At 61.3% G+C, this 18,836-nt stretch carries 18 protein-coding genes; 10 read left to right on the top strand and 8 right to left on the bottom strand.

What is annotated here, in order from left to right; all coding sequences use genetic code 11:
- Positions 1 to 284 precede the first annotated feature (284 nt).
- Positions 285 to 1,586, top strand: a complete 1,302-nt coding sequence (locus OSW16_RS15590; RefSeq protein ID WP_267816559.1) for an MFS transporter — start codon at positions 285 to 287, stop codon at positions 1,584 to 1,586.
- A 1-nt stretch (position 1,587) separates the two neighbouring features.
- Positions 1,588 to 2,772 (top strand): M20 aminoacylase family protein, encoded by a 1,185-nt coding sequence (locus OSW16_RS15585; RefSeq protein WP_241803755.1) that lies wholly within the window; start codon positions 1,588 to 1,590, stop codon positions 2,770 to 2,772.
- 11 nt (positions 2,773 to 2,783) lie between these two features.
- Here the strand turns inward: OSW16_RS15585 and OSW16_RS15580 are convergent, their stop codons facing one another.
- From OSW16_RS15580 to OSW16_RS15555, 6 genes are all read right to left on the bottom strand, one after another.
- Positions 2,784 to 3,746, bottom strand: a complete 963-nt coding sequence (locus OSW16_RS15580) for a 2-oxoglutarate and iron-dependent oxygenase domain-containing protein (protein ID WP_267816556.1) — start codon at positions 3,744 to 3,746, stop codon at positions 2,784 to 2,786.
- A gap of 56 nt (positions 3,747 to 3,802) precedes the next feature.
- On the bottom strand, positions 3,803 to 4,912 hold the full coding sequence (locus OSW16_RS15575; protein WP_267816554.1) for a BMP family ABC transporter substrate-binding protein: 1,110 nt from the start codon (positions 4,910 to 4,912) through the stop codon (positions 3,803 to 3,805).
- 88 nt (positions 4,913 to 5,000) lie between these two features.
- Positions 5,001 to 5,927: an ABC transporter permease gene (locus OSW16_RS15570; protein ID WP_241803752.1), complete on the bottom strand. Its 927-nt coding sequence runs from the start codon at positions 5,925 to 5,927 to the stop codon at positions 5,001 to 5,003.
- Positions 5,928 to 5,985: 58 nt separating this feature from the next.
- On the bottom strand, positions 5,986 to 7,086 hold the full coding sequence (locus OSW16_RS15565) for an ABC transporter permease (RefSeq protein WP_241803751.1): 1,101 nt from the start codon (positions 7,084 to 7,086) through the stop codon (positions 5,986 to 5,988).
- A 12-nt stretch (positions 7,087 to 7,098) separates the two neighbouring features.
- Positions 7,099 to 8,640 (bottom strand): ABC transporter ATP-binding protein, encoded by a 1,542-nt coding sequence (locus OSW16_RS15560; protein WP_267816550.1) that lies wholly within the window; start codon positions 8,638 to 8,640, stop codon positions 7,099 to 7,101.
- Between the two features lie 395 nt (positions 8,641 to 9,035).
- Positions 9,036 to 9,278, bottom strand: a complete 243-nt coding sequence (locus tag OSW16_RS15555) for a hypothetical protein (protein WP_267816548.1) — start codon at positions 9,276 to 9,278, stop codon at positions 9,036 to 9,038.
- Positions 9,279 to 9,916: 638 nt separating this feature from the next.
- Between OSW16_RS15555 and OSW16_RS15550 the strand changes: the two genes are divergently transcribed.
- The gene (locus OSW16_RS15550; protein WP_267816546.1) at positions 9,917 to 10,459 is read left to right on the top strand and encodes a DUF3237 domain-containing protein; all 543 of its coding nucleotides are present in this window, start codon (positions 9,917 to 9,919) and stop codon (positions 10,457 to 10,459) included.
- 156 nt (positions 10,460 to 10,615) lie between these two features.
- Here the strand turns inward: OSW16_RS15550 and OSW16_RS15545 are convergent, their stop codons facing one another.
- The gene (locus OSW16_RS15545) at positions 10,616 to 11,395 is read right to left on the bottom strand and encodes an enoyl-CoA hydratase-related protein (protein ID WP_267816544.1); all 780 of its coding nucleotides are present in this window, start codon (positions 11,393 to 11,395) and stop codon (positions 10,616 to 10,618) included.
- A 13-nt stretch (positions 11,396 to 11,408) separates the two neighbouring features.
- On the bottom strand, positions 11,409 to 12,932 hold the full coding sequence (locus OSW16_RS15540; RefSeq protein WP_267816542.1) for a 3-hydroxyacyl-CoA dehydrogenase: 1,524 nt from the start codon (positions 12,930 to 12,932) through the stop codon (positions 11,409 to 11,411).
- Between the two features lie 186 nt (positions 12,933 to 13,118).
- Here OSW16_RS15540 and OSW16_RS15535 point away from each other — a divergent pair, with 186 nt between their 5' ends.
- From OSW16_RS15535 to OSW16_RS15505, 7 genes are all read left to right on the top strand, one after another.
- Complete coding sequence (locus OSW16_RS15535) at positions 13,119 to 13,877, top strand: GntR family transcriptional regulator (RefSeq protein WP_267816540.1); 759 nt, start codon at positions 13,119 to 13,121, stop codon at positions 13,875 to 13,877.
- Positions 13,874 to 14,500 carry a glutathione S-transferase family protein gene (locus tag OSW16_RS15530; protein ID WP_267816538.1) on the top strand — a complete coding sequence of 209 codons (627 nt, stop codon included), beginning with the start codon at positions 13,874 to 13,876 and terminating at the stop codon, positions 14,498 to 14,500. The genes OSW16_RS15535 and OSW16_RS15530 overlap by 4 nt, the downstream gene beginning before the upstream one ends.
- Positions 14,501 to 14,587: 87 nt before the next feature.
- Positions 14,588 to 15,268 carry a glutathione S-transferase family protein gene (locus OSW16_RS15525; RefSeq protein ID WP_267816536.1) on the top strand — a complete coding sequence of 227 codons (681 nt, stop codon included), beginning with the start codon at positions 14,588 to 14,590 and terminating at the stop codon, positions 15,266 to 15,268.
- 16 nt (positions 15,269 to 15,284) lie between these two features.
- Positions 15,285 to 16,496: a CaiB/BaiF CoA transferase family protein gene (locus OSW16_RS15520; protein ID WP_267816534.1), complete on the top strand. Its 1,212-nt coding sequence runs from the start codon at positions 15,285 to 15,287 to the stop codon at positions 16,494 to 16,496.
- A gap of 3 nt (positions 16,497 to 16,499) precedes the next feature.
- Positions 16,500 to 17,141 (top strand): carboxymuconolactone decarboxylase family protein, encoded by a 642-nt coding sequence (locus tag OSW16_RS15515; RefSeq protein WP_267816532.1) that lies wholly within the window; start codon positions 16,500 to 16,502, stop codon positions 17,139 to 17,141.
- Positions 17,141 to 18,028, top strand: a complete 888-nt coding sequence (locus OSW16_RS15510) for an amidohydrolase family protein (RefSeq protein ID WP_267816531.1) — start codon at positions 17,141 to 17,143, stop codon at positions 18,026 to 18,028. Before OSW16_RS15515 ends, OSW16_RS15510 begins: the two co-directional genes overlap by 1 nt.
- Positions 18,028 to 18,792 (top strand): enoyl-CoA hydratase-related protein, encoded by a 765-nt coding sequence (locus tag OSW16_RS15505; RefSeq protein ID WP_267816529.1) that lies wholly within the window; start codon positions 18,028 to 18,030, stop codon positions 18,790 to 18,792. Before OSW16_RS15510 ends, OSW16_RS15505 begins: the two co-directional genes overlap by 1 nt.
- Positions 18,793 to 18,836: the final 44 nt, after the last annotated feature.

Genomic DNA, 18,836 nt, shown 5'->3' with positions numbered 1-18,836 from the left:
AATAAGGTGGGTTGGACTTGGCAGGGCCGGGAAACGATGGCCACCAAGCGGCTGCCTGGCAGTGCGCGATCCCTGTTCCCAGCCCAGTGCGTGGCCGATTCCGGTGACCCTTATCGGGGCACATGGACGATGCCAGGGCATCTGTGCGCCATGCCAAGGCAAAGCGGCCACATCAGCGCCAGGTCAATTAACCATTGGTTAGCTCATTGCCAAAACCGCAAGTGTGTTGGCAGCGCGATTGGCTGATAGTCACTGCATGCCGTGATTCGCCATCGGAGATAACAATGAACAGACCGCTACCTGCACCTACGATCCTGGAGGCCGGGCCAAAGCGTCATGCGCAGGCATCATCCTCACGCAGAACCCTGATAGCGTGCTCACTGGGCAACGCGCTGGAGATGTACGACTTCACGATCTACAGCTTCTTCGCAGTGCTGATCGGCCGGCACTTCTTCCCGTCGGAGTCGGCACTGGCCTCGCTGCTGATGTCGCTGGCAACCTTTGGTGTGGGCTTTTTGATGCGCCCTGTCGGGGGCATCATCATCGGCCGGTACGCCGACAAGCATGGCCGCAAAGCCGCCTTGAGCCTGACGATCGGTTTGATGACATTGGGCACTGCCTTGATCGCCTTCGCGCCGACCTATTCGCAAGTGGGCATCTTTGCAACGTTCATGCTGGTCGCCGGGCGGCTCATTCAAGGGGTGTCGGCAGGTGGCGAGGTCGGTACCGCATCCGTTTACCTGATGGAGTCCAGTACTGCCGCCAAGCGCTGCCAGAGCGTGAGCTGGCAGGCGGCCAGCCAGGGGTATGCCGCGCTGGTCGGGGCGGGGTTCGGGTTCACCCTGAGCCAGTTGCTGGACCCGGCCAGCCTCGAGAGCTGGGGCTGGCGCATTCCATTCATTTTCGGCCTGCTGATCGGCCCGGTAGGCTTGTATATCCGCAACCGCCTACCCGAAACCCATGAGGCCGCGGCGGCACAGGAGGGCAGGCAGCCGCTGGACCCGGAGCTGCTCAAACGCATCGGCCTGGGCATCGGCCTGATGGCCAGTTCCACCATCGGCATGTACCTGTTCGTGTTCTACATGCCCACCTACCTGACGACCGCCATGCACTACCCGCAAAGCAGTGCCATGGCGATCGCCGGCATCAGCAGCGGCTGCATGGCGATCATATGCCCGCTGGCCGGCAAGTTCGCCGACAAGTACCAGCTCAGGAAACGCCTGCTGGTCTGGACCATTCTTGCGCCCGTGGTGCTGACGCTGCCGGTGTTCTACGTGCTTGGGCACGTGCAGCACATGGGCCTGGCGATGATGTGTGTCGCGGCGTTGATTCTGCCGACCTGCATAGGCGCCGGCGCGTACTTCGCGTTGATCATGGAGGGCTTCCCCAAGGCACAGCGTGCCTTTGGCACCTCGGTCAGCTACAGCCTGGGGGTCACGCTTTTCGGTGGGTTTTCGCCACTGATCGCTACCTGGCTGATTGCCGCAATGGGCACGCCATTGGCACCGGCCTACTACCTGTTGGTGGGTGGTGCGGTAAGCCTGGTCTGCCTCAACTACTTCCCTGAAAACAAAGGATGCGAATGACATGGGTACCTTCGAACGAAATCAAGCGCCGCAGCTGGCCGAAGACCTGGACGCGTTCATCAAGATCCGCCGCCAGATCCATGCCGCGCCAGAGCTCGGCGGCGACACGCCTGACACTGCTGCCCTGGTGGCGGAGAAGCTGCAAGCCTGGGGCTATGAGGTACACCGTAATGTGGGCGGGCACGGCCTGGTAGGGGTGCTTAAAGTGGGCGACAGCCCCCGCAGCATCGGGCTACGGGCAGACATGGACGCGCTGCCCATGAGTGAGAAGAACCCCTTCGCGCATGCCAGCAAGATCCCTGGGCGCATGCATGCCTGTGGCCATGACGGGCATACCGCGATCCTGTTGGCGGCGGCTTCGCGATTGGCTGCCACGCGCAACTTCAACGGTACCTTGAACCTGATCTTCCAGCCCGACGAAGAAGGCCTGGCCGGCGCCAAGGCCATGATCGATGATGGGCTGTTCGAGCGTTTCCCGTGTGATTCTGTGTACGCGCTGCACAACATGCCGGGCATGCCGGTGGGCACTTGCGTGGTGCAGAGCGGGCCGACCATGGCGTCTTCCCAGCGGGTCAGCATTCGCATCAGCGGCAAAGGCGGGCATGGCGCCATGCCGGAGCTTGCGGTGGACCCGATCTCGGCGTTGAATAGCCTGATCAGTGGCATCCAGACCATCAAGTCGCGCAACCTGAGCGTTGAAGAGTATGCGGTGATCAGTATCGGCATGATCCAGGCGGGCACGGTCTACAACATCATTCCCGATGAAGCGAGCATGTTGCTCAGCGTGCGCACCGATACGCCCCAAACCCAGTCGAAGATCAACCAGCGCATCGAGGCGCTGGTCAAGGGGCATGCCGAGAGCTTTGGGGTGGAGATCGCGCTGGACTTTACCCAGCTGGCGCCTGCGCTGAGCAATAGCGAGGCGCAAAGCGCACAGCTGCGTGAAAGCCTGCGCCCGCTATTTGCCGAGGGGCAGATGCTGGCGCGGATGCCCAAGAAGGTGATGGGAACCGAAGATTTCGCCTACATGCTCCAGGCGCGGCCGGGGTGCTACTTCATGCTGGGCAACGGCACAGGGGAGTTCCACGGTTGCTCGGTCCATAACCCGCACTATGACTTCAACGACGCACTGGTGAAGATCGGCTCCGATTGCTGGGTGAAGTGGGTTGAAGACTACCTGAGCTGATGTGGCGCAGGCTACGTGGCCTGCTCACGGCGATAGGCATAGGTTTCGGCGAAGCGCGACAGCATGTAGGCGCTGCACGAAACCGGCGGGTACTTGGGTGGGTTGTCGGGGCTGGAGCAGTTGGGCAGGCAACTGATCATCGTGTCCGGATGCGGTTCGGCAAAGAACGGCATCGAGTAGCGGTGCGCGCCCTGCGGGCTGACGACCCGGTGGGGCGTTGAGGTGTACCTGTCGTTGCTCCAGCGCGCCATCATGTCGCCGATATTGACCACATAGGTGCCCTCGATCGGCGGCGCATCGATCCACTGGCCATCCACGCTCTGCACCTGCAGGCCGCCGGTGCTGTCCTGATACAGCAAGGTGACGCACCCGTAGTCGGTGTGCGCGCCGGCGCCTTGTTGGTCGATGCTGCTGGCAGCCTGGCGCGGCGGGTAGTGGATCATGCGAAAAACGCTGATGGGGTTGGCGAAGCGCTGGTCGAAGAAATCCTGCTCGATGCACAACGCCTGCGCCATCGCTCGCAGCAGGGTGAGTGACAGGGCGTGCATGTCTTGGTAATGCGCTTGCAGCAGCGCCTCCCACCCGGGGATGGCGGGGTGCCGATTGGGCCCACGCAGTGGCTTTTTCGCGAGCACGTCGGGATGATCCGGGGCCATGTGAAAGCCCATGTCGAAGGTTTCTTTCAGGTCGCTTGGCCGGCTCGGGTCCAGCTGTTCGGTGGCGATGGCGCCGTAGCCGCGATGGTGCTCGCTCTGGGTGATGTCGATGCGCAGCTTTTCCTCGGCAGGGCAGGCGAAGAACTGTTCGGCGGCCGCTTTCAGTGCGCCAATGCGGCTGGCCGGGATGGGGTGCCCCTTGATGTAGTAGAAGCCCCACTGCCTGCAGGCGGCGTCGATCTGCCGGGCTACGGCCAGGCGGGCGGTGGGATCTTGCTGGTACAGCGGGCTGATATCGATGATCGGCAGGGTGTTCATGAATGGCTCCGTGAAAGGGCGGTGCAAGCGGGAGCGGCTGGCGCTCCCACCCGTGTTTACTTGGGCAGTTGCGCCGTGATGCCTTTGACGTAGTAGTTCATGCCTGCCAGTTCGGCGTTGCTGGCCACGGCGCCTGCGGGGATCTTGACCGCACCCGCCTGGTCCAGGATCGGGCCGGTGAAGGGGTGGAACGTGCCGTCCTTGATGCTGGCGATGATCTGTTCGGCGCCGCTTTTGACGTCGGCGGGTACCAGGTCACTGATGGGCAGCTGGACGGTGCCATCGGCAAGCCCGCCCCAGTAATCCTGGGGTTTCCAGGTGCCGTCCATGACCGCCTGAGTGCTTTTTATGTAGTGCGGCCCCCAATTGTTGACGATGGAGGTCAGCACTGCCTTGGGCCCGAAGTGGGCCATGTCCGAGGCGTAGCCGACGGCGTAGATGCCACGCCGTTCGGCGGCCTGGATCGGTGCCGGGCTGTCGGTGTGCTGGAACAGCACGTCAACGCCCTGGTCGATCAGGGCGTTGGCGGCATCGGCCTCTTTGCCCGGGTCGAACCATGAGTTGACCCACACCACCTTGATTTCGGTACCAGGGTTGTATTTGTCCAGCGCCAACTGGATGGCGTTGATATCGCGCAGCACTTCGGGAATAGGGAAGGAGGCCACATAGCCAATCTTCTTGCTCTTGGTCATCTTCGCGGCCAGGTAGCCGCCAACGTAACGGCCTTCGTAGGAAGTGGCCAGGTAAGTACCAAGGTTCTTGTCCTGCTTGTAGCCGGTGGCATGTTCGAAAGTGACCTTCGGGAACTGCTTGGCGACTTTGGCGGTGGGGTTCATGTAGCCGAACGAGGTGGCGAACACCAGGTCATAGCCGCCCTTGGCCATGTTGCGGATGACCCGCTCGGCATCGGCGCCTTCGGGCACGTTTTCGACGAAGCTGCTGTCGACCTTGTCGCCGAATTGCTTGATCAGGGCCTGGCGGCCCTGCTCATGCTGATAGGTCCAGCCATGGTCGCCGATCGGGCCGATATAGACGAAGCCAACCTTCAGTGGATCGGCGGCGACGGCGGTCAGGGCGGTGCTCAGGCCAATGGCGGCTGCCAGGGCGCGCAGCAGGTGTTTGCTTTTATTGTGAGGTTTCAAGGTGTGGCTCCTGTAGGTCTTCATATTGGCTGTGTAAGGCGCGTTGGTAATGCAAGAAAACAGAGCAGAGGGGCATCGATAGCGGTGCACGGTGCAGCCCAGGCGCGAGGCCTCAGCGCCCGGTCTTCCACGGCTGACCCAGTGAAACCGGGGCGTACAGGCGGGTTTTGATGGCATCGCGCGACAGCACCACCAGCACCAGAATCGTGGCCACATAGGGCAACATGGCCAGCAGGTTGGCAGGGAAGCTCACGCCGATACCTTGGGCCACCAGGTGCAGGATGCTCGCCAGGCCAAACAGGTAGGCACCGAGCAGCACCCGCAACACCCGCCAACTGGCGAATACCACCAGCGCCAGGGCGATCCAGCCGCGCCCTGCGGTCATGTTCTCCGCCCACATCGGGGTGTAGGCCAGCGACAGGTAACCCCCGGCCAGCCCGGCCATGGCACCGCCGAACAGCACCGCCAAGGTGCGCACGCGCAGCACGGGCAGGCCCATGGCGCTGGCGGCGTCGGGGTTTTCACCAACCGCCTGAAGGATCAGCCCGGTGCGGCTTTTGAGCAGCGTCCAGGCGATCAGCACGAACAGGCCGAAGGACAGGTAAACCAGTACATCCTGGTTGAACAGCATATGGCCGATGACCGGGATGTCCGCCAGCAGCGGTATGGCCACCGGCTCGAAGCCGCTCAGGGGCTTGCCGACCCAGGCGGTGCCGACGAAAGAAGACAGGCCGACACCGAAGATGGTCAGCGCCAGCCCCGTCGCCACCTGGTTGGCCTGGCAGCCGAGTGCTACGAGTGCGAACAGCGAAGCCAGCAACATGCCGGCCAGGCACGCCATCAGCACGCCAAGCCAGAGGCTGCCGGTGGCGTAGGCGGCGATGAACCCTACCACCGCGCCGAACAGCATCATGCCTTCCTGGCCGAGGTTGAGCACGCCGCTCTTTTCGCACACCAGTTCGCCCAGGGCGACCAGTAGCAGTGGGGTACCGCAGCGCACCATGGCGTAGAGAATGTTGCCAAGCAGATCGAGATCCATAGTCGAAGCCTCAGCCTGCACGCGGTGGGCGGCAGGTAAACGAAAAGGTCATGGGAATTCAGGCGCTGGCAGGTTTTGCCAGCGGCGCGCGCCGGCGCCAGTTCAGCTTCAGGCGTAGCCGGTAGAGGATCAGCACGTCGCAGGCCAGCAGGTAGAACAGCATCATTCCCTGGAACAGCCCGGTCAGCGATTGCGGCAGGTTCAGGCTCATCTGCGCGTTCTCGCCGCCCAGGTACAGCAGGGCCATCAACAACCCGGCCACCAGAATGCCAAAGGGGTTGAGGCGCCCGAGAAACGCGACGGTAATCGCCGCGTAGCCGTAGCCGGGAGATACCTGCGGCACCAGTTGGCCGATCGGCCCGCTGACTTCGCTGACCCCGGCCAGGCCTGCCAGGCCGCCGCTGATCAGCAGCGCCAGCCAGACCAGGCGCTTGTGGCGAAAGCCGACAAACCCAGCGGCGCGCAGGTCCTGCCCGAGCACCTTGATCTGGAAACCCAGGAAGCTCTTGTGCAGCAGCACCCACACCGCCACCAGTGCCATCAGCACGAAGTACAGCCCGATATGCAGCCGGCCATCCTCGAACAGCGCCGGCAGGCGGCTGGCATCGCCGAACATAGCCGACTGCGGGAAACTGAACCCTTCGGGATCCTTCAGTGGCCCGTGAACGAAGTACAAGAGCAGGTTCAAGGCGATGTAGTTGAGCATGATGGTGGTGAGGATTTCGTTGGCATTGAAGTGCGTGCGCAGCCAGGCTGCGAGTGCCCCCCATAGCGCACCGGCCAGCGTGCCGGCGAGCAACACCCAGACCAGCGCCCAGCGGCTTTCCCACTCGATGAGGTGGATCGCCACGGCACTGCCGGCCAGGGCGCCGATCAGCAGCTGGCCTTCGGCGCCAATGTTCCAGATGCGGGCTTGGTAGGCCACGGCCAGGCCGAGGGCGCAGAGCAGGATCGGCAAGGCTTTGAGCAGCAGTTCCGAGAGGCCGTAAAGGTCGCTGATGGGTTCGATCAGCAACGTGTGAAAGGTCTGCAAGGGGGCATGCCCCTGGGCGCTGAACAGGATCGCCCCGCTGAGCAGGGTCAACAGGGCGGCAAGCAGGGGTGACACAACGAGCATGGCACGGGACTGCTGGGTACGGGGTTCGAGGGATAGCAACATGAGGGGGTCTCGTCAGGCGGCGTCTTGCGGGGCATCGAACTGGCCGGCCATCCAACCGCCGACCTCCACGGTATGGGCCTGCGCGGTGGCCTTGAGCGGCGACAGGCGCCCACTGCACAGCGCGCCGATGCGGTCGCTGATCTGGAACAACTCCTCCAGGTCTTCGGAAATCACCAGGATTGCTGCGCCGGCGTCGCGCAAGGCAATCAGCGCACGGTGAATCGCTGCGGCAGCTCCGACATCCACACCCCAGGTCGGGTGGGCAGCGATCAGCAGCTTGGGGGCCTGCAGGATTTCGCGGCCGAGGATGAACTTCTGCAGGTTGCCCCCGGACAGGCTACGTGCCGTGGCCCGGGCATCCGGCGCTTTGACCGCGAAGCGCTGGATGATCTGCTCGGCCAGCGCGAACACCTTGCCTGAACGGATCAGGCCGCGGTTGACCAGGCCCTGCTGGAAAGCGGTGAGCAGGGCGTTGTCGGCCAGGCTCATGTCCGGCACCGCGCCATGCCCAAGGCGCTCGGCCGGTACGAAGGCCATCCCCAGGGCGCGGCGGGCGTCGGGGTAGAGGTGGGCCATCGGCCGGTTGTCGAGGGTGATGCGTTCGCGGTCGCTGGCGGGCAGGCGTGTTTCACCACTGAGCAGGGCCAGCAGTTCGTCCTGGCCGTTGCCGGCGACCCCCGCGATGCCTACGATCTCGCCGCTGCGTACTTCCAGGCGCAGGTGTTCGAAGGACGTGCCGAATGGGTCTTTGTTGCGCCAGGTCAGGTCGTCCACCCGCAGGCGTGGCAAGCCCCCGGCGCTTTTCGGGTAACTTGCCTCCAGCCCTTCGGCATCGCCCACCATCATTCGCGCCAGTTGCAGATCGCTGCATTGCGCCGGGTCGCAAGCGCCGGAGACCCGCCCACCGCGCAACACGGTGGCGCCATGGCACAGGGCACGCACTTCGTTGAGCTTGTGGCTGATGAACAGGATGCTGCAGCCCTCTGCGGCGAGTGTGCGCAGGGTGACGAACAGTTCGTCGACCTCTTGCGGGGTAAGCACCGAAGTGGGTTCGTCGAGGATCAGCAGCTTGATCGGCTGCATCAGGCAACGCACGATTTCCACGCGCTGGCGTTCACCGATCGACAGGCTGTGCACCAGGCGCTCAGGTTCCAGGCCCATGCCGTAGCGTTGGGACACTTCGCGGATGCGCGGCGCCAATTGCTTTGGCGTACCGGCATCGCGGCCAAGCGCCAAGGCAATGTTTTGCGCGACGCTCAGGGTTTCGAACAGGGAAAAGTGCTGGAACACCATGCCGATGCCCAACGCGCGGGCGCGGGCAGGGTCACGCATGTGCACGGGCTGCCCCTCCCATAGCAGCTGGCCGGCATCCGGCGCCGTGACGCCGTAGATGATCTTCATCAGGGTGCTCTTGCCCGCGCCGTTCTCGCCGAGCAGGGCATGGATTTCACCGGGCGCGATGCGCAGGTCGATGCGGTCGTTGGCCAAGGTGCCCGGGTATCGCTTGGTAATGGCACGCAGCTCGAGGCGCAATTGCGAGGGGGATGTGGACATGGGACTGCTCGGGGTCAGGGTGATGAGCAGTTGCACAGCAAAAACATGGCCAATTGGTCAGATTATTGTTCAAGGGCTTGTGTTAGAGGGGCTGCAGGGCGGGAAGGGCGCACGCTTGGTGAGTGGTCTAACAGCAGTATGTGTGGTTTTGGGGCGCCAAGGTGCCAAATTGGGGCGCTGGGAGCAGGGGCTTGGGCGGAGCGCCAAGGTAGTAGGGTAGTGACGTCTTTAAGGGTGTGTTGGCGCCTTGAAAGTCCGGGTGACTGGGCTGGCCCGATCGCCGGCAAGCCGGGCTCCCACAGCGGGGGGGCTGAGTGGCGTGTGCAACCTCAGGGGCGGCGCTGTGCGAGGCAGCTAGCCCGAAGTCGAGCAGCCCAGGCAAATCATGATGAGGACTAATGCAGCGTTTGCGGATCGGCTGGCTTTTGTATTTGTGCCAAGGCTGACTCTAGCAATTTGCGTAGGGCATCAAGTTCGTGGATCGAGGTCATGATCATCACGGACGCAGGTGCTTTCGGCTGCATCAACATCGCCTGCTGGACAACGACCTCGGCGCAAAGCGCGTAGTCGGCAGCCATCATCAGCGTGTCTTCAAGGGAGTGGAGAGTGTGGGGTGGGTCGGGGACTATCTTCAGCATGCTTTGGTATCCATCTTCAGGGCCACCAGCTACCTGCTGTCAAACAGTTAGGTGGCAGCTGTGCATAGGTTGACAGACCGGCGGATACCAGAACCGGTGCACGCGAACGTGCCCCATACACAGCCGCCATGAAAGGCAAAGCTCTGCAAGTATCTCGTCGCGACCTGTCAAAGTCGGTCGTTGATGTGCAACGACCCACCGAGCCTAAAACTGACAAATAAAGGCCGCAACGAAAAACAGGCGCCGTGAGTATCTTTGGGAAATGGACTACAGGAAAGGGAATAAAACTGAATTCTTCACCCGTCGTCTGTAACTGCATGTAGCACAGGCCGGCGTCCCTCTGGCTACCGCAGTGTCCTTGAGATCGAGTGCCAGCCGCATGGCGCTGAGCTCAAAGGTACTGAAGGTTCTGCGGCAAGACCCTATGACCTTGACAATTTATTGGTTAACAAAAATAATCGTTAACAATGTTATCCACATGCCAATAACAAAGGATATTCTGTGCTCATGCAAGCGTTTATTGCACGTCCCTCAGCGGTCGCCGCTCGGTGCTGTCAAGGATTCCCGCCTCTGTGGTGTGGCGCATCTCGGGGCCTGAACCCTAAAAACTCCAATATCCATTCACTGCAGGAGGCAGCATGATGAGCCTTGGCAGAGGATTGCTTGTGCTGCTGCTTGGTGTTTGTACAGGTCTTGCCCAGGCTGGCAGTTACGCTCCGCCCCCGCTCAAGCTCGAACCCCTGGCGCGCTTCACGGTGGACCTGGTAGCGCCGGTGTGGGAGTTGGGCGAAACCAGCGCGCAGGGCAAGCGGCGTATCATCCCGATCACAGGCGGCCATTTCGAGGGGGCCAGGCTCAAGGGCACAATCCTCAATAACGGCGCCGACTGGCAAATCGTCAGCCCCGAGGGTGTGGCAATCATCGACACCCGCTACCTGCTGCAGACCGACGACGGTGCACTGATCTACCTGCGCACCGAAGGCTATCGTTACGGGCCGGCTGAGGTCATGAAGAGGGTTGCCGCTGGCGAAGATGTCGATCCCAGCCTCTACCAGTTCCGCATCACACTGCGTTTCGAGACTTCGGCGCCCCAGTACGCCTGGCTTAACCGCACGGTCGGCGTGGGTAGCGCAATGCGCTTGGGTAATGCAGTGGTCTACGATGCGTTTGAAGTTAAGTAGCTATAAATATTAACTATTGTTTGCGGCTGTGCAGCTCGTTGCGGGTGGGTGGCGGAATGCACCGATGCCAGGGGCTTCATGGGCGGCGTCTACGCGGCTGGCAACGACTCCCCCGCGCTTAGGCCGAATGCGATCCTGCCACCAGTGCAGCCGGCATTAGCGCCCGCGATAAGTTGGCTTGCGTTTTTCCAGGAAGGCGGTCATGCCTTCTTTCTGGTCCTCGCTGTCGAACAGTTGCACGAACGCGCTTCTCTCAAGCTTCAACATGCCATGCAAAGGCGCATCCTCACCGGTCGACAACAGTTCCTTGATTGCCAACACGGCCAGGGGCGGCTGACCGGCGATACGCGCTGCGATTGCACACGCGCGCTGCAATGCAGCCCCCTCGTCGCACACTTCTGAAAGCATGCCGGCATTGAAAGCCTGTTCAGCGGTGAGAGGTTCACCTGTGAGAGTCAGCAACGCTGTCCGATACTTGCCGATAGTACGCAGTAAGCGCTGAGTACCGCCCGCGCCTGGCATGATGCCAACGTTGATTTCCGGCTGACCCAGACGCGCCGTTCGCGAGGCAATGATGATGTCGCACGCCAAGGCAAGCTCGCAGCCGCCCCCCAAGGCGTACCCTTCAACTGCGGCGATCACAGGCTTTTTGCAGCGGTCGACGACTTCGAACAAGCGCCCCGTTTGCAGGGCCGTGTGTTGAGTGGGGGTCATGTCACGCATCTCGGCGATATCTGTCCCAGCGACGAAGTAGCCACCGGCACCGGTGATCACCAATGCATGAACGCGTGGGTCGCCTGCCAGCGTCGCTACGGCCTCGGCGAGCAGGTGTTTGATTTCCAGGTTCAGGGCGTTGCGACGCTCAGGCCGGTCGAGGGTAATGATGGCGTAGCCATCTGGATGAATTTGCTGGTGAACTGGGTTTGTTGAAGGCATTTGCGGGCTCTATTCAGCGTGGGTTCCAGGGCGTGTTGGTCAGTGCCTTGCGGCGCAGCAGCGCACTGGCGCGGTAGCGGCCATCGGGGTAAGCCCGGGCCAGGTTGTCAAGGGTTGTGACCACGTTGTGGCTGCCGAAACCGTCGGCCCAGGTCAGCGGGCCGACGGGATAGTTGACGCCTTTGAGCATGGCAAGGTCGACAGCCTGAGCAGTGGCGATGCCTTGACTGACGGCTTGCGCCGCTTCGTTGGCAAGCATGCAAAGCGTTCGTGTCACGAGCATGCCCGCCACGTCGTCGATCATCACCACCTGCTTGCCTAGCGCCTGGAAAAAGCCGACCGCGCTGTTCACAGAGGAGCGTCTGCAGGTGTCTGCGCTGCTGAGCACAACCAGGGAAGCCGCTTCAAGATTGGTGGAGGCGTCGAACAGGACAACCTGGTCGAGTGCCTGAGCGGTCGCTATCTCAATAGCGGTCACTCCGAGGGACGGGCGTACCTGCACACCGTCGACCATCAGATAACCGTCGCCGTTGTGCCTTTCGATGCGGCATCCGTGCTGCTCGGCCAAGCGCCGCAATGTTTGCGCGCCAGGGAAGTCGCCAAATTGCTGCACCAGGGTTGGCGCCGGGCAGGCGGGTTCGAAGGTCATTTCATTCGGGTTCGACGGCTGGTCGTATCGGTAAAAGCCCCGGCCGGTTTTCCGCCCCAGCCACCCTGCGTCTACCAGTGCTTGCTGGATCAGCGAAGGACGGTAGCGGGGGTCTTGGAAGAAGGCGTCGTAGATGCTTCGCGTCACTGCAAAATTGATGTCGTGGCCGATCAGGTCCATCAGCTCCAGCGGCCCCATACGAAACCCGCCTGCATCACGCAAAGCGGCATCGATGACCGCAGCAGGCGCAACCCTGTCCTCCAGCGCAAGCAGTGCTTCGGCGTAGAACGGCCGGGCGACGCGGTTGACAATGAAGCCTGGCGTCGACTTGCACTCGACAGGGCTTTTACCCCACTTGATCGCAAGTTCACTGACCTGCGCTATGACGGTTGGGCAGGTGGCTTCGCCTTTGACCACCTCAACCAGCGGCAACACCGTTGCCGGGTTGAAGAAATGCATACCGACCATGCGCTGAGGCTTCTGCAAGGTTGCCGCGATTGCCGTGATCGAGATGGATGAGGTGTTGCTGGCCAGGATCGCGTGTTCGCCAACGACTGCTTCGAGCGCTCTGAACAACTCTTGCTTGATTTCCAGGCTTTCAATGATCGCTTCAACCACGAGTGAACACGAAGACAGTTCGCTCAGCTCGGATGCGAGGGTCAGTCGTGCCAGACATTCGTTCCTTTGATCGCCAGTCAGGTGCCCGCGCTTGACCCATCGATCCAGCGATGAGGTGACGCTTTCGGCGCCCTGGGTCAGCGCTTGTTGGCGGGTGTCGTGCAGGTACACGGCATGCCCGGCTCGTAATGCCACCGCGACGATGCCCGCACCCATCGTGCCTGCTCCTATGATGCCGATGCTAGCTGCTGTGCTCAGTGCGGTACTCATACGTGATATCCGTGTAACAGTGCGAATGATGGCGCTACTGTACGTACACCGGATTTAAAAGGTCAATAGGATGACCTATAGAATTAATTGCGCCCAAAAGGCTAATAATGCAAATCTATGGTTTATGCGATACTGACGGCGCGCGATCAAGGCATGCCCTGCGGGGCTCACAGATGAGACGAATTGATGAAAGACCTAGATGCATTGGCCAGCAAGTCAGGCATTGATTTCAGCCGTAGTGGTGTGGCCCGTTACATTCAGCTAGCCACTTTATTCCGCCGCAGGATCGAGCAGGGGTTGTGGCCGGTGGGGGGGCAGATTCCCACGGTGGATGACCTGGCAGCGGAGTGCAGTGTGGCTCGCGCAACTGTTCGGCAGGCACTGGACATCCTCGAAGAGGACAAGCTGATACGTCGTTTCCGTGCCAAGGGCACCTTCGTCATTCAGCAGCCACAAGAGCAGATGTGGTGTGAAGTGCCCACTGACTGGTCGGGCCTTCTGCTCTCACCGGAAGGGGTCACGACAGAGGTGTTGTCTTTCGACGTCAAGGCCCAGCCTGTAAACGTGCAGCACAAAATCGGTGAAATGGCGCCGGAATACCGGTGCTGGCGGCGTCGCCATCTGCGCGAAGGCAAACCGTATTACATTGGTAACGCATTCATCGACTCGCGGCTGGTGCGCAAGATTCCGGCGAAACTGCTCGAAACCCACACCACCTTGCGAATCCTCAAGGACCTGCCCGGCCTGACGCTCAAGGAGGTGCACCAGACGATTACCATTGGTACAGCGGACCTTGCGACGGCAGAAGCGCTGGAGATCCCGCTCAATGCACCGGTCGCCTATTGTTATCGGTCTGCGATAGATGACCAAGGGCGGTTGGTCTTTGTCGGGGATGGCGTGTACCGAGGAGACGTGGTCAGGCTCGACGTCAAGGTCAGCGTATGACTGCCATGATGACGCTTCATTGGTCGCCACTTTCGCCCTTCGTGCGCAAAGTCATGTGCGTGATCCATGAACACCGGCTAGCAGACGAGGTGCGCTGCGTGCGCACCAAGGTCTCACGGCACGTGCCCAATCCCGCGCTGCTGGCTATCAACCCGTTGTTGCGCATTCCTACCCTGGAGCTGAGTAACGGCGCGGTCTTGTTCGACTCTGTAGTGATCTGTGAGTACCTCGATACGCTGGGGAACGGCGCGAGCCTTTACCCGCAGCAGCCCGACAGGCGCTGGCAGGCCCTGCGCTGGCAAGCCTTGGGGGATGGTTTGTGTGACACGCTGATTCTTTGGCGGCATGAGCGTGAGCGGCCCGAGGCTCAACAGCAACAGGACTTTCTGAAGGCCTCCGCGCTCAAGCTCGCGTCGACCCTGCAGTTGCTGGAGCACGAAGTCGCGCAACTGGACGCGGTTGAGTACGGTATTGGCCATATCGCGATCGGCTGCGCCCTGGGCTACTTGGCTGTTCGTTTCGATGACTTGCCGTGGCGGGACAACTATCGCCAGCTTGCCCGGTGGCAGCAAGGCTTCGAGGCTCGCGAATCCAGCCGGTTGAGCGCACCTCCTCAAGCCTGAGGAAAAAATCATCGGATAGGGGATGGCAAGCCCGTTTCAGATAGGTCTATACTGAAAAGGTCATAAAGTTAGCACATAGGATCAAAAGTGACCTTTGCCTCTTCTTCCCGCAGTGCAAGCGAAGCAATGACGCTGCACTGGTCGCCTCGCTCGCCGTTCGTACGCAAGGTGATGATCGTACTGCACGAAACGGGTCTTCTCGACCGCGTCACCTGCGTGCGAAATGTCGTGGGTATGAATCAGCTCAATGAGCAGGTCATGCACGATAACCCTTTGAACAAGATTCCGACGCTGCTGTTGGCAGATGGCCGCAAACTCTACGACTCGCGCGTCATCTGTGATTTTCTCGACGGCCTTCACAGTGGCGCCAGGCTGGTCCCAGTGGATCGTAATCAGTATCTGCAAGCCATGACCTGGCAAGCGCTGGGCGACGGTTTCATCGATGTGCTGTTGCTGTGGCGCAATTGGTATATCGACCGTGGCTTGCCCTACGACTGGCCAGAAGATCCCTTTCTTCATGCATTCAACTTGAAATGCAAAGCCGTGCTCGCGGCCCTGGAAGCCCAGGCTGCAGAGCTTGAAGCTGCACCTTTCGGGCTAGGTCATATCGCTATCGGTTGTGCGCTCGGCCAGCTGGATTTTCGCTGGGCATTCATCGATTGGCGCCCTGGGCACCCGGCTCTGGCGCACTGGTATCAGCAGTTTCAGTCGCGACCCTCCGTAGTTGCGACCGCGATTCGTGATGACAATGCGCCCAGCGCCATCTAATTCTGGAGTCCATAACATGGCAGGTCCACTTTCACATATCCGTGTTCTCGATCTGAGCCGGATCATGGCAGGCCCTTGGTCGGGGCAGGTTCTGGCTGACCTTGGCGCTGATGTAATCAAAGTCGAGCGCCCCGACGTCGGTGATGACACCCGTACGTGGGGGCCTCCCTTCCTAAAAGACAAAGCAGGCAACGCGACGAAAGAAGCCGGCTACTACCTCTGCGTGAACCGTGGCAAACGTTCGGTCACCGTCGACCTCGCGGACCCGGCAGGGCAGCAGGTGGTCAGGGAACTCGCTGCCGCGTCGGATATCGTCCTGGAGAACTTCAAGGTCGGTACCTTGAGCCGCTACGGGCTTGGTTACGATGATCTTAAAGCGGTAAAGCCCGATATCATCTACTGCTCCATCACCGGGTTCGGTCAAACCGGCCCCAAGCGTGACAACGCCGCATACGACTTCATGATTCAGGCCATGGGTGGCTTGATGAGCGTGACAGGGGAGCGAGATGACCTCCCTGGTGGTGGCCCGCAGAAAGTCGGCATCCCGATTGTCGACATCATGACTGGCATGTATGCCACCGTAGCGGTTCTGGCTGCATTGGCCCACCGCGACCGTACCGGTGAGGGCGATTACATCGACCTGGCCATGCTGGATGTACAGACGGCGGTACTGGCGAACCAGGCCATGAACCACCTGGTATCCGGTAAGACCCCGCAGCGCGCTGGCAATCGCCATCCGAACATCCAGCCACAAGACGTATTCAAGTGCGCTGATGGCCATATCGTTCTGGCAGTGGGCAACGATGGGCAATTCCGGCGCTTCTGCGAAGTCATTGCAGAGCCAGCACTGGCCGACGATCCACTCTATGCCACCAATCAGGCGCGGGTCGACAACCTGCCTTCCTTGCTGCACCTCATCTGCGAGCGGTTTGCTGAACGCCCGCTGCAGGAATGGCTGCGCGCGCTGGAAGCCGCAAAAGTGCCGTGCGGCCCGATCAATACGGTGCCCATGGTATTCGCCGACGAGCAGGTCCAGGCACGAGAAATGCTGCGCGAGCTTCCCCACCCCCTGGCAGGCGTGGTTCCGCAAGTGGTCAGTCCGATCCGCATGCGCAATTCCAGCCTGGATTTCAACCGTGCACCGCCCCTGTTGGGCGAGCACACGGCTGAGGTGTTGCGTGAGCTTGGCATCAAGCTAGATGTCCCATCCGCCGTCTCGCAGGAGTGAGTCATGGCCAGAATTCCGTTGTTCGATGCCCGCACCATGTCCGAGGCGCAGGCTGAGGTTTATGAAGCGGTTGTCCGCGGCCCTCGCGGGCGTCTTGTGGGGCCTTTGCGGGCTGCCATGCATAACCCGGTGCTGGCTGACCGCTGGCAGCGCCTGGGGGAAGTACTGCGTTACGACACGGTGTTGCCCAAACGCCTGAGTGAGCTGGCGATCCTGGTGACTGCTCGCCGCTGGAATGGGCAGTTGGAATGGCATATTCACGCCGATGACGCGGCCAAAGCCGGGTTGCAGAGTACGGTCATCGAGGCGATCGCAGCGGGTGAGGCGCCGGTTTTCGAAGACCCGGAGTCCTGGGACATTTATACCTTCACCCGACAGATGCAGCTTCATGGCGACGTCCAGGAAGATGTGTACGAGCGGATTCATCAGCGCTGGGGGACGGTGGGCGTGGTCGAATTGTCATCGGTGATCGGCTACTACACGCTGGTTGCCATGACACTGAACGTGCACCGTATTCCGCTGCCCGATGAGGTCAATTCGCCACTGCACGTGGTAACCGATACCCAGTGCGGTTTACCGCGTCTGACAGAGCCTGCGCCGGCTGTTCTTCAGGCTGGCGCACACCCTGCGATGGGAGAGCGCTGATGGACACGATCGAACCGCGCATGCCTGTGCACACTGCTCGAGGCGTGCCAGCGGGCGCATGTGACGTGCACAGCCACGTATTCGGCCCGCTCGACACCTTTCCCCCTGGCCCGGCCACGTATGCCATCCCGTTGGCGGCGCCTGGGGTTTATCAAAAGATGCTGGACAGCGTCGGACTGGACAGGGGCGTGCTCGTTCAACCGGCACCTTACGGCACCGATACTCGCGCCCTGGTCAATGCCCTTGGTGAGCTGGCTGGCCGGGCGCGAGGTATTGCCGTAGCCGATGCGGGCATCAGCGATGCCTCCCTTGATGCTCTGCATCGAGCGGGTGTACGCGGGTTGCGCTTCATTGAGATGCTCGACCCCAGCAGTGGCAAACGCTACGCAGGCAGCATTGGCGTTGATACGCTGCGCCAATTGGCCCCACGCATGCGTGAGCGGGGCTGGCACGCTCATATCTGGGCTAAGGCCCAGGACTGCCCGGGTGTCTTTGAATCGATCAGGGACCTCGACATGCCGATCGTGTTCGATCACATGGGGCAGTTCGATGTGGCGGCAGGTGTCGAAGGGGTGGCCTTCCAGCGCTTTTTGAGCCTGTTCGAAAGTGGCCAGGTCTGGACGAAGCTGTCGCTGTGCCGCGTGTCCCGGCAGTCGCCTGCGTACGACGAGCTGCAGCCATTTCATCAGGCCTTGGTGAACAAGCGGCCAGACAGATTGCTGTGGGGATCTGACTGGCCCTTTGTGCGCATGGCTGAGCAATCGCCGGATGTTGGGCAGTTGCTGGACGTGTTCATGAACTGGGTAGGGGACGATGCACTCATTCGTCAGATTCTGGTGGACAACCCTGCCCATCTTTTCGGTTTCGATAGTGAAGGAAGCGTGTGATGCAAGACTTGAAGCTTGAGATCAACGATGGCGTGGCGGTAGTCACGCTGGACCGTGCGCCGGTGAACGCAATCACCCTGGCCCACTACCAGGCTATCGGCGAATTGTTCACCCGGCTGGGTGATGACCCGTCGGTCAATTGCGTGATTTTTACCGCCGCCGGTGATCGGGCCTTCTGTGCCGGCCTTGATCTGCACGAGTTCCTCGCCGCGACCGTCGATGAAGACCCTGCGCGTGCGGCTGTAGTGCGGCAATGCTTCGCGGCGGTACGCCAGTGTGCAGTGCCGGTGATCGCTGCGGTGAATGGCCCTGCGTTGGGCGCCGGAACGGTCCTTGCGGCGGTTTGTGATATCCGCCTCGCTTCGCAGCGGGCAAAGTTCAGCATGCCGGAGATCAACGTTGGGCGCTGTGGTGGCGGCGCGCACCTTGGGCGTTTGATCGGGCAGGGCAACCTGCGCAAGATGTTCTTTACCGGGTTGCCGATCGATGCAGCAGAGGCGCTGCGCATTGGCTTGGTAGAAGAGGTTCTGGCGCACGAGGACTTGATGTCACGAGCCTTGGAGCTGGCTCGACTGATCGCAAGCAAAAGCCCACTGGGCTTGCGCATGGGCAAGGCATCGCTCAATGAGATCGAGTTCATGCAGGTTGAAGAGGGCTATCAGGTAGAGCAGGGCTACAGTACGCGCCTGATGGCCACAGAGGATGCCCGTGAAGCGACCCGGGCCGTCGTGGAGAAGCGGGCGCCGGTGTTTGTCGGTCGCTGATCAGACGGGGTAAACAAAAGGGAGGTCATCGATGATCTCCCTTT

The organism is Pseudomonas putida (assembly GCF_026625125.1).
Classification (GTDB): Bacteria; Pseudomonadota; Gammaproteobacteria; order Pseudomonadales; family Pseudomonadaceae; genus Aquipseudomonas; species Aquipseudomonas putida_X.
Note: the sequence above shows the minus strand (reverse complement) of the source record. Positions and strands in the feature narration are given on the sequence as shown.

Coding starts and splice junctions, on each gene's coding strand:
- OSW16_RS15550 (WP_267816546.1), top strand. CDS start 9,917: ATGATGAGCCTTGGCAGAGGATTGCTTGTGCTGCTGCTTGGTGTTTGT.
- OSW16_RS15555 (WP_267816548.1), bottom strand. CDS start 9,278: ATGCTGAAGATAGTCCCCGACCCACCCCACACTCTCCACTCCCTTGAA.
- OSW16_RS15585 (WP_241803755.1), top strand. CDS start 1,588: ATGGGTACCTTCGAACGAAATCAAGCGCCGCAGCTGGCCGAAGACCTG.
- OSW16_RS15575 (WP_267816554.1), bottom strand. CDS start 4,912: ATGAAGACCTACAGGAGCCACACCTTGAAACCTCACAATAAAAGCAAA.
- OSW16_RS15505 (WP_267816529.1), top strand. CDS start 18,028: ATGCAAGACTTGAAGCTTGAGATCAACGATGGCGTGGCGGTAGTCACG.
- OSW16_RS15510 (WP_267816531.1), top strand. CDS start 17,141: ATGGACACGATCGAACCGCGCATGCCTGTGCACACTGCTCGAGGCGTG.
- OSW16_RS15540 (WP_267816542.1), bottom strand. CDS start 12,932: ATGAGTACCGCACTGAGCACAGCAGCTAGCATCGGCATCATAGGAGCA.
- OSW16_RS15560 (WP_267816550.1), bottom strand. CDS start 8,640: ATGTCCACATCCCCCTCGCAATTGCGCCTCGAGCTGCGTGCCATTACC.
- OSW16_RS15515 (WP_267816532.1), top strand. CDS start 16,500: ATGGCCAGAATTCCGTTGTTCGATGCCCGCACCATGTCCGAGGCGCAG.
- OSW16_RS15580 (WP_267816556.1), bottom strand. CDS start 3,746: ATGAACACCCTGCCGATCATCGATATCAGCCCGCTGTACCAGCAAGAT.
- OSW16_RS15535 (WP_267816540.1), top strand. CDS start 13,119: ATGAAAGACCTAGATGCATTGGCCAGCAAGTCAGGCATTGATTTCAGC.
- OSW16_RS15545 (WP_267816544.1), bottom strand. CDS start 11,395: ATGCCTTCAACAAACCCAGTTCACCAGCAAATTCATCCAGATGGCTAC.
- OSW16_RS15565 (WP_241803751.1), bottom strand. CDS start 7,086: ATGTTGCTATCCCTCGAACCCCGTACCCAGCAGTCCCGTGCCATGCTC.
- OSW16_RS15520 (WP_267816534.1), top strand. CDS start 15,285: ATGGCAGGTCCACTTTCACATATCCGTGTTCTCGATCTGAGCCGGATC.
- OSW16_RS15570 (WP_241803752.1), bottom strand. CDS start 5,927: ATGGATCTCGATCTGCTTGGCAACATTCTCTACGCCATGGTGCGCTGC.
- OSW16_RS15590 (WP_267816559.1), top strand. CDS start 285: ATGAACAGACCGCTACCTGCACCTACGATCCTGGAGGCCGGGCCAAAG.
- OSW16_RS15530 (WP_267816538.1), top strand. CDS start 13,874: ATGACTGCCATGATGACGCTTCATTGGTCGCCACTTTCGCCCTTCGTG.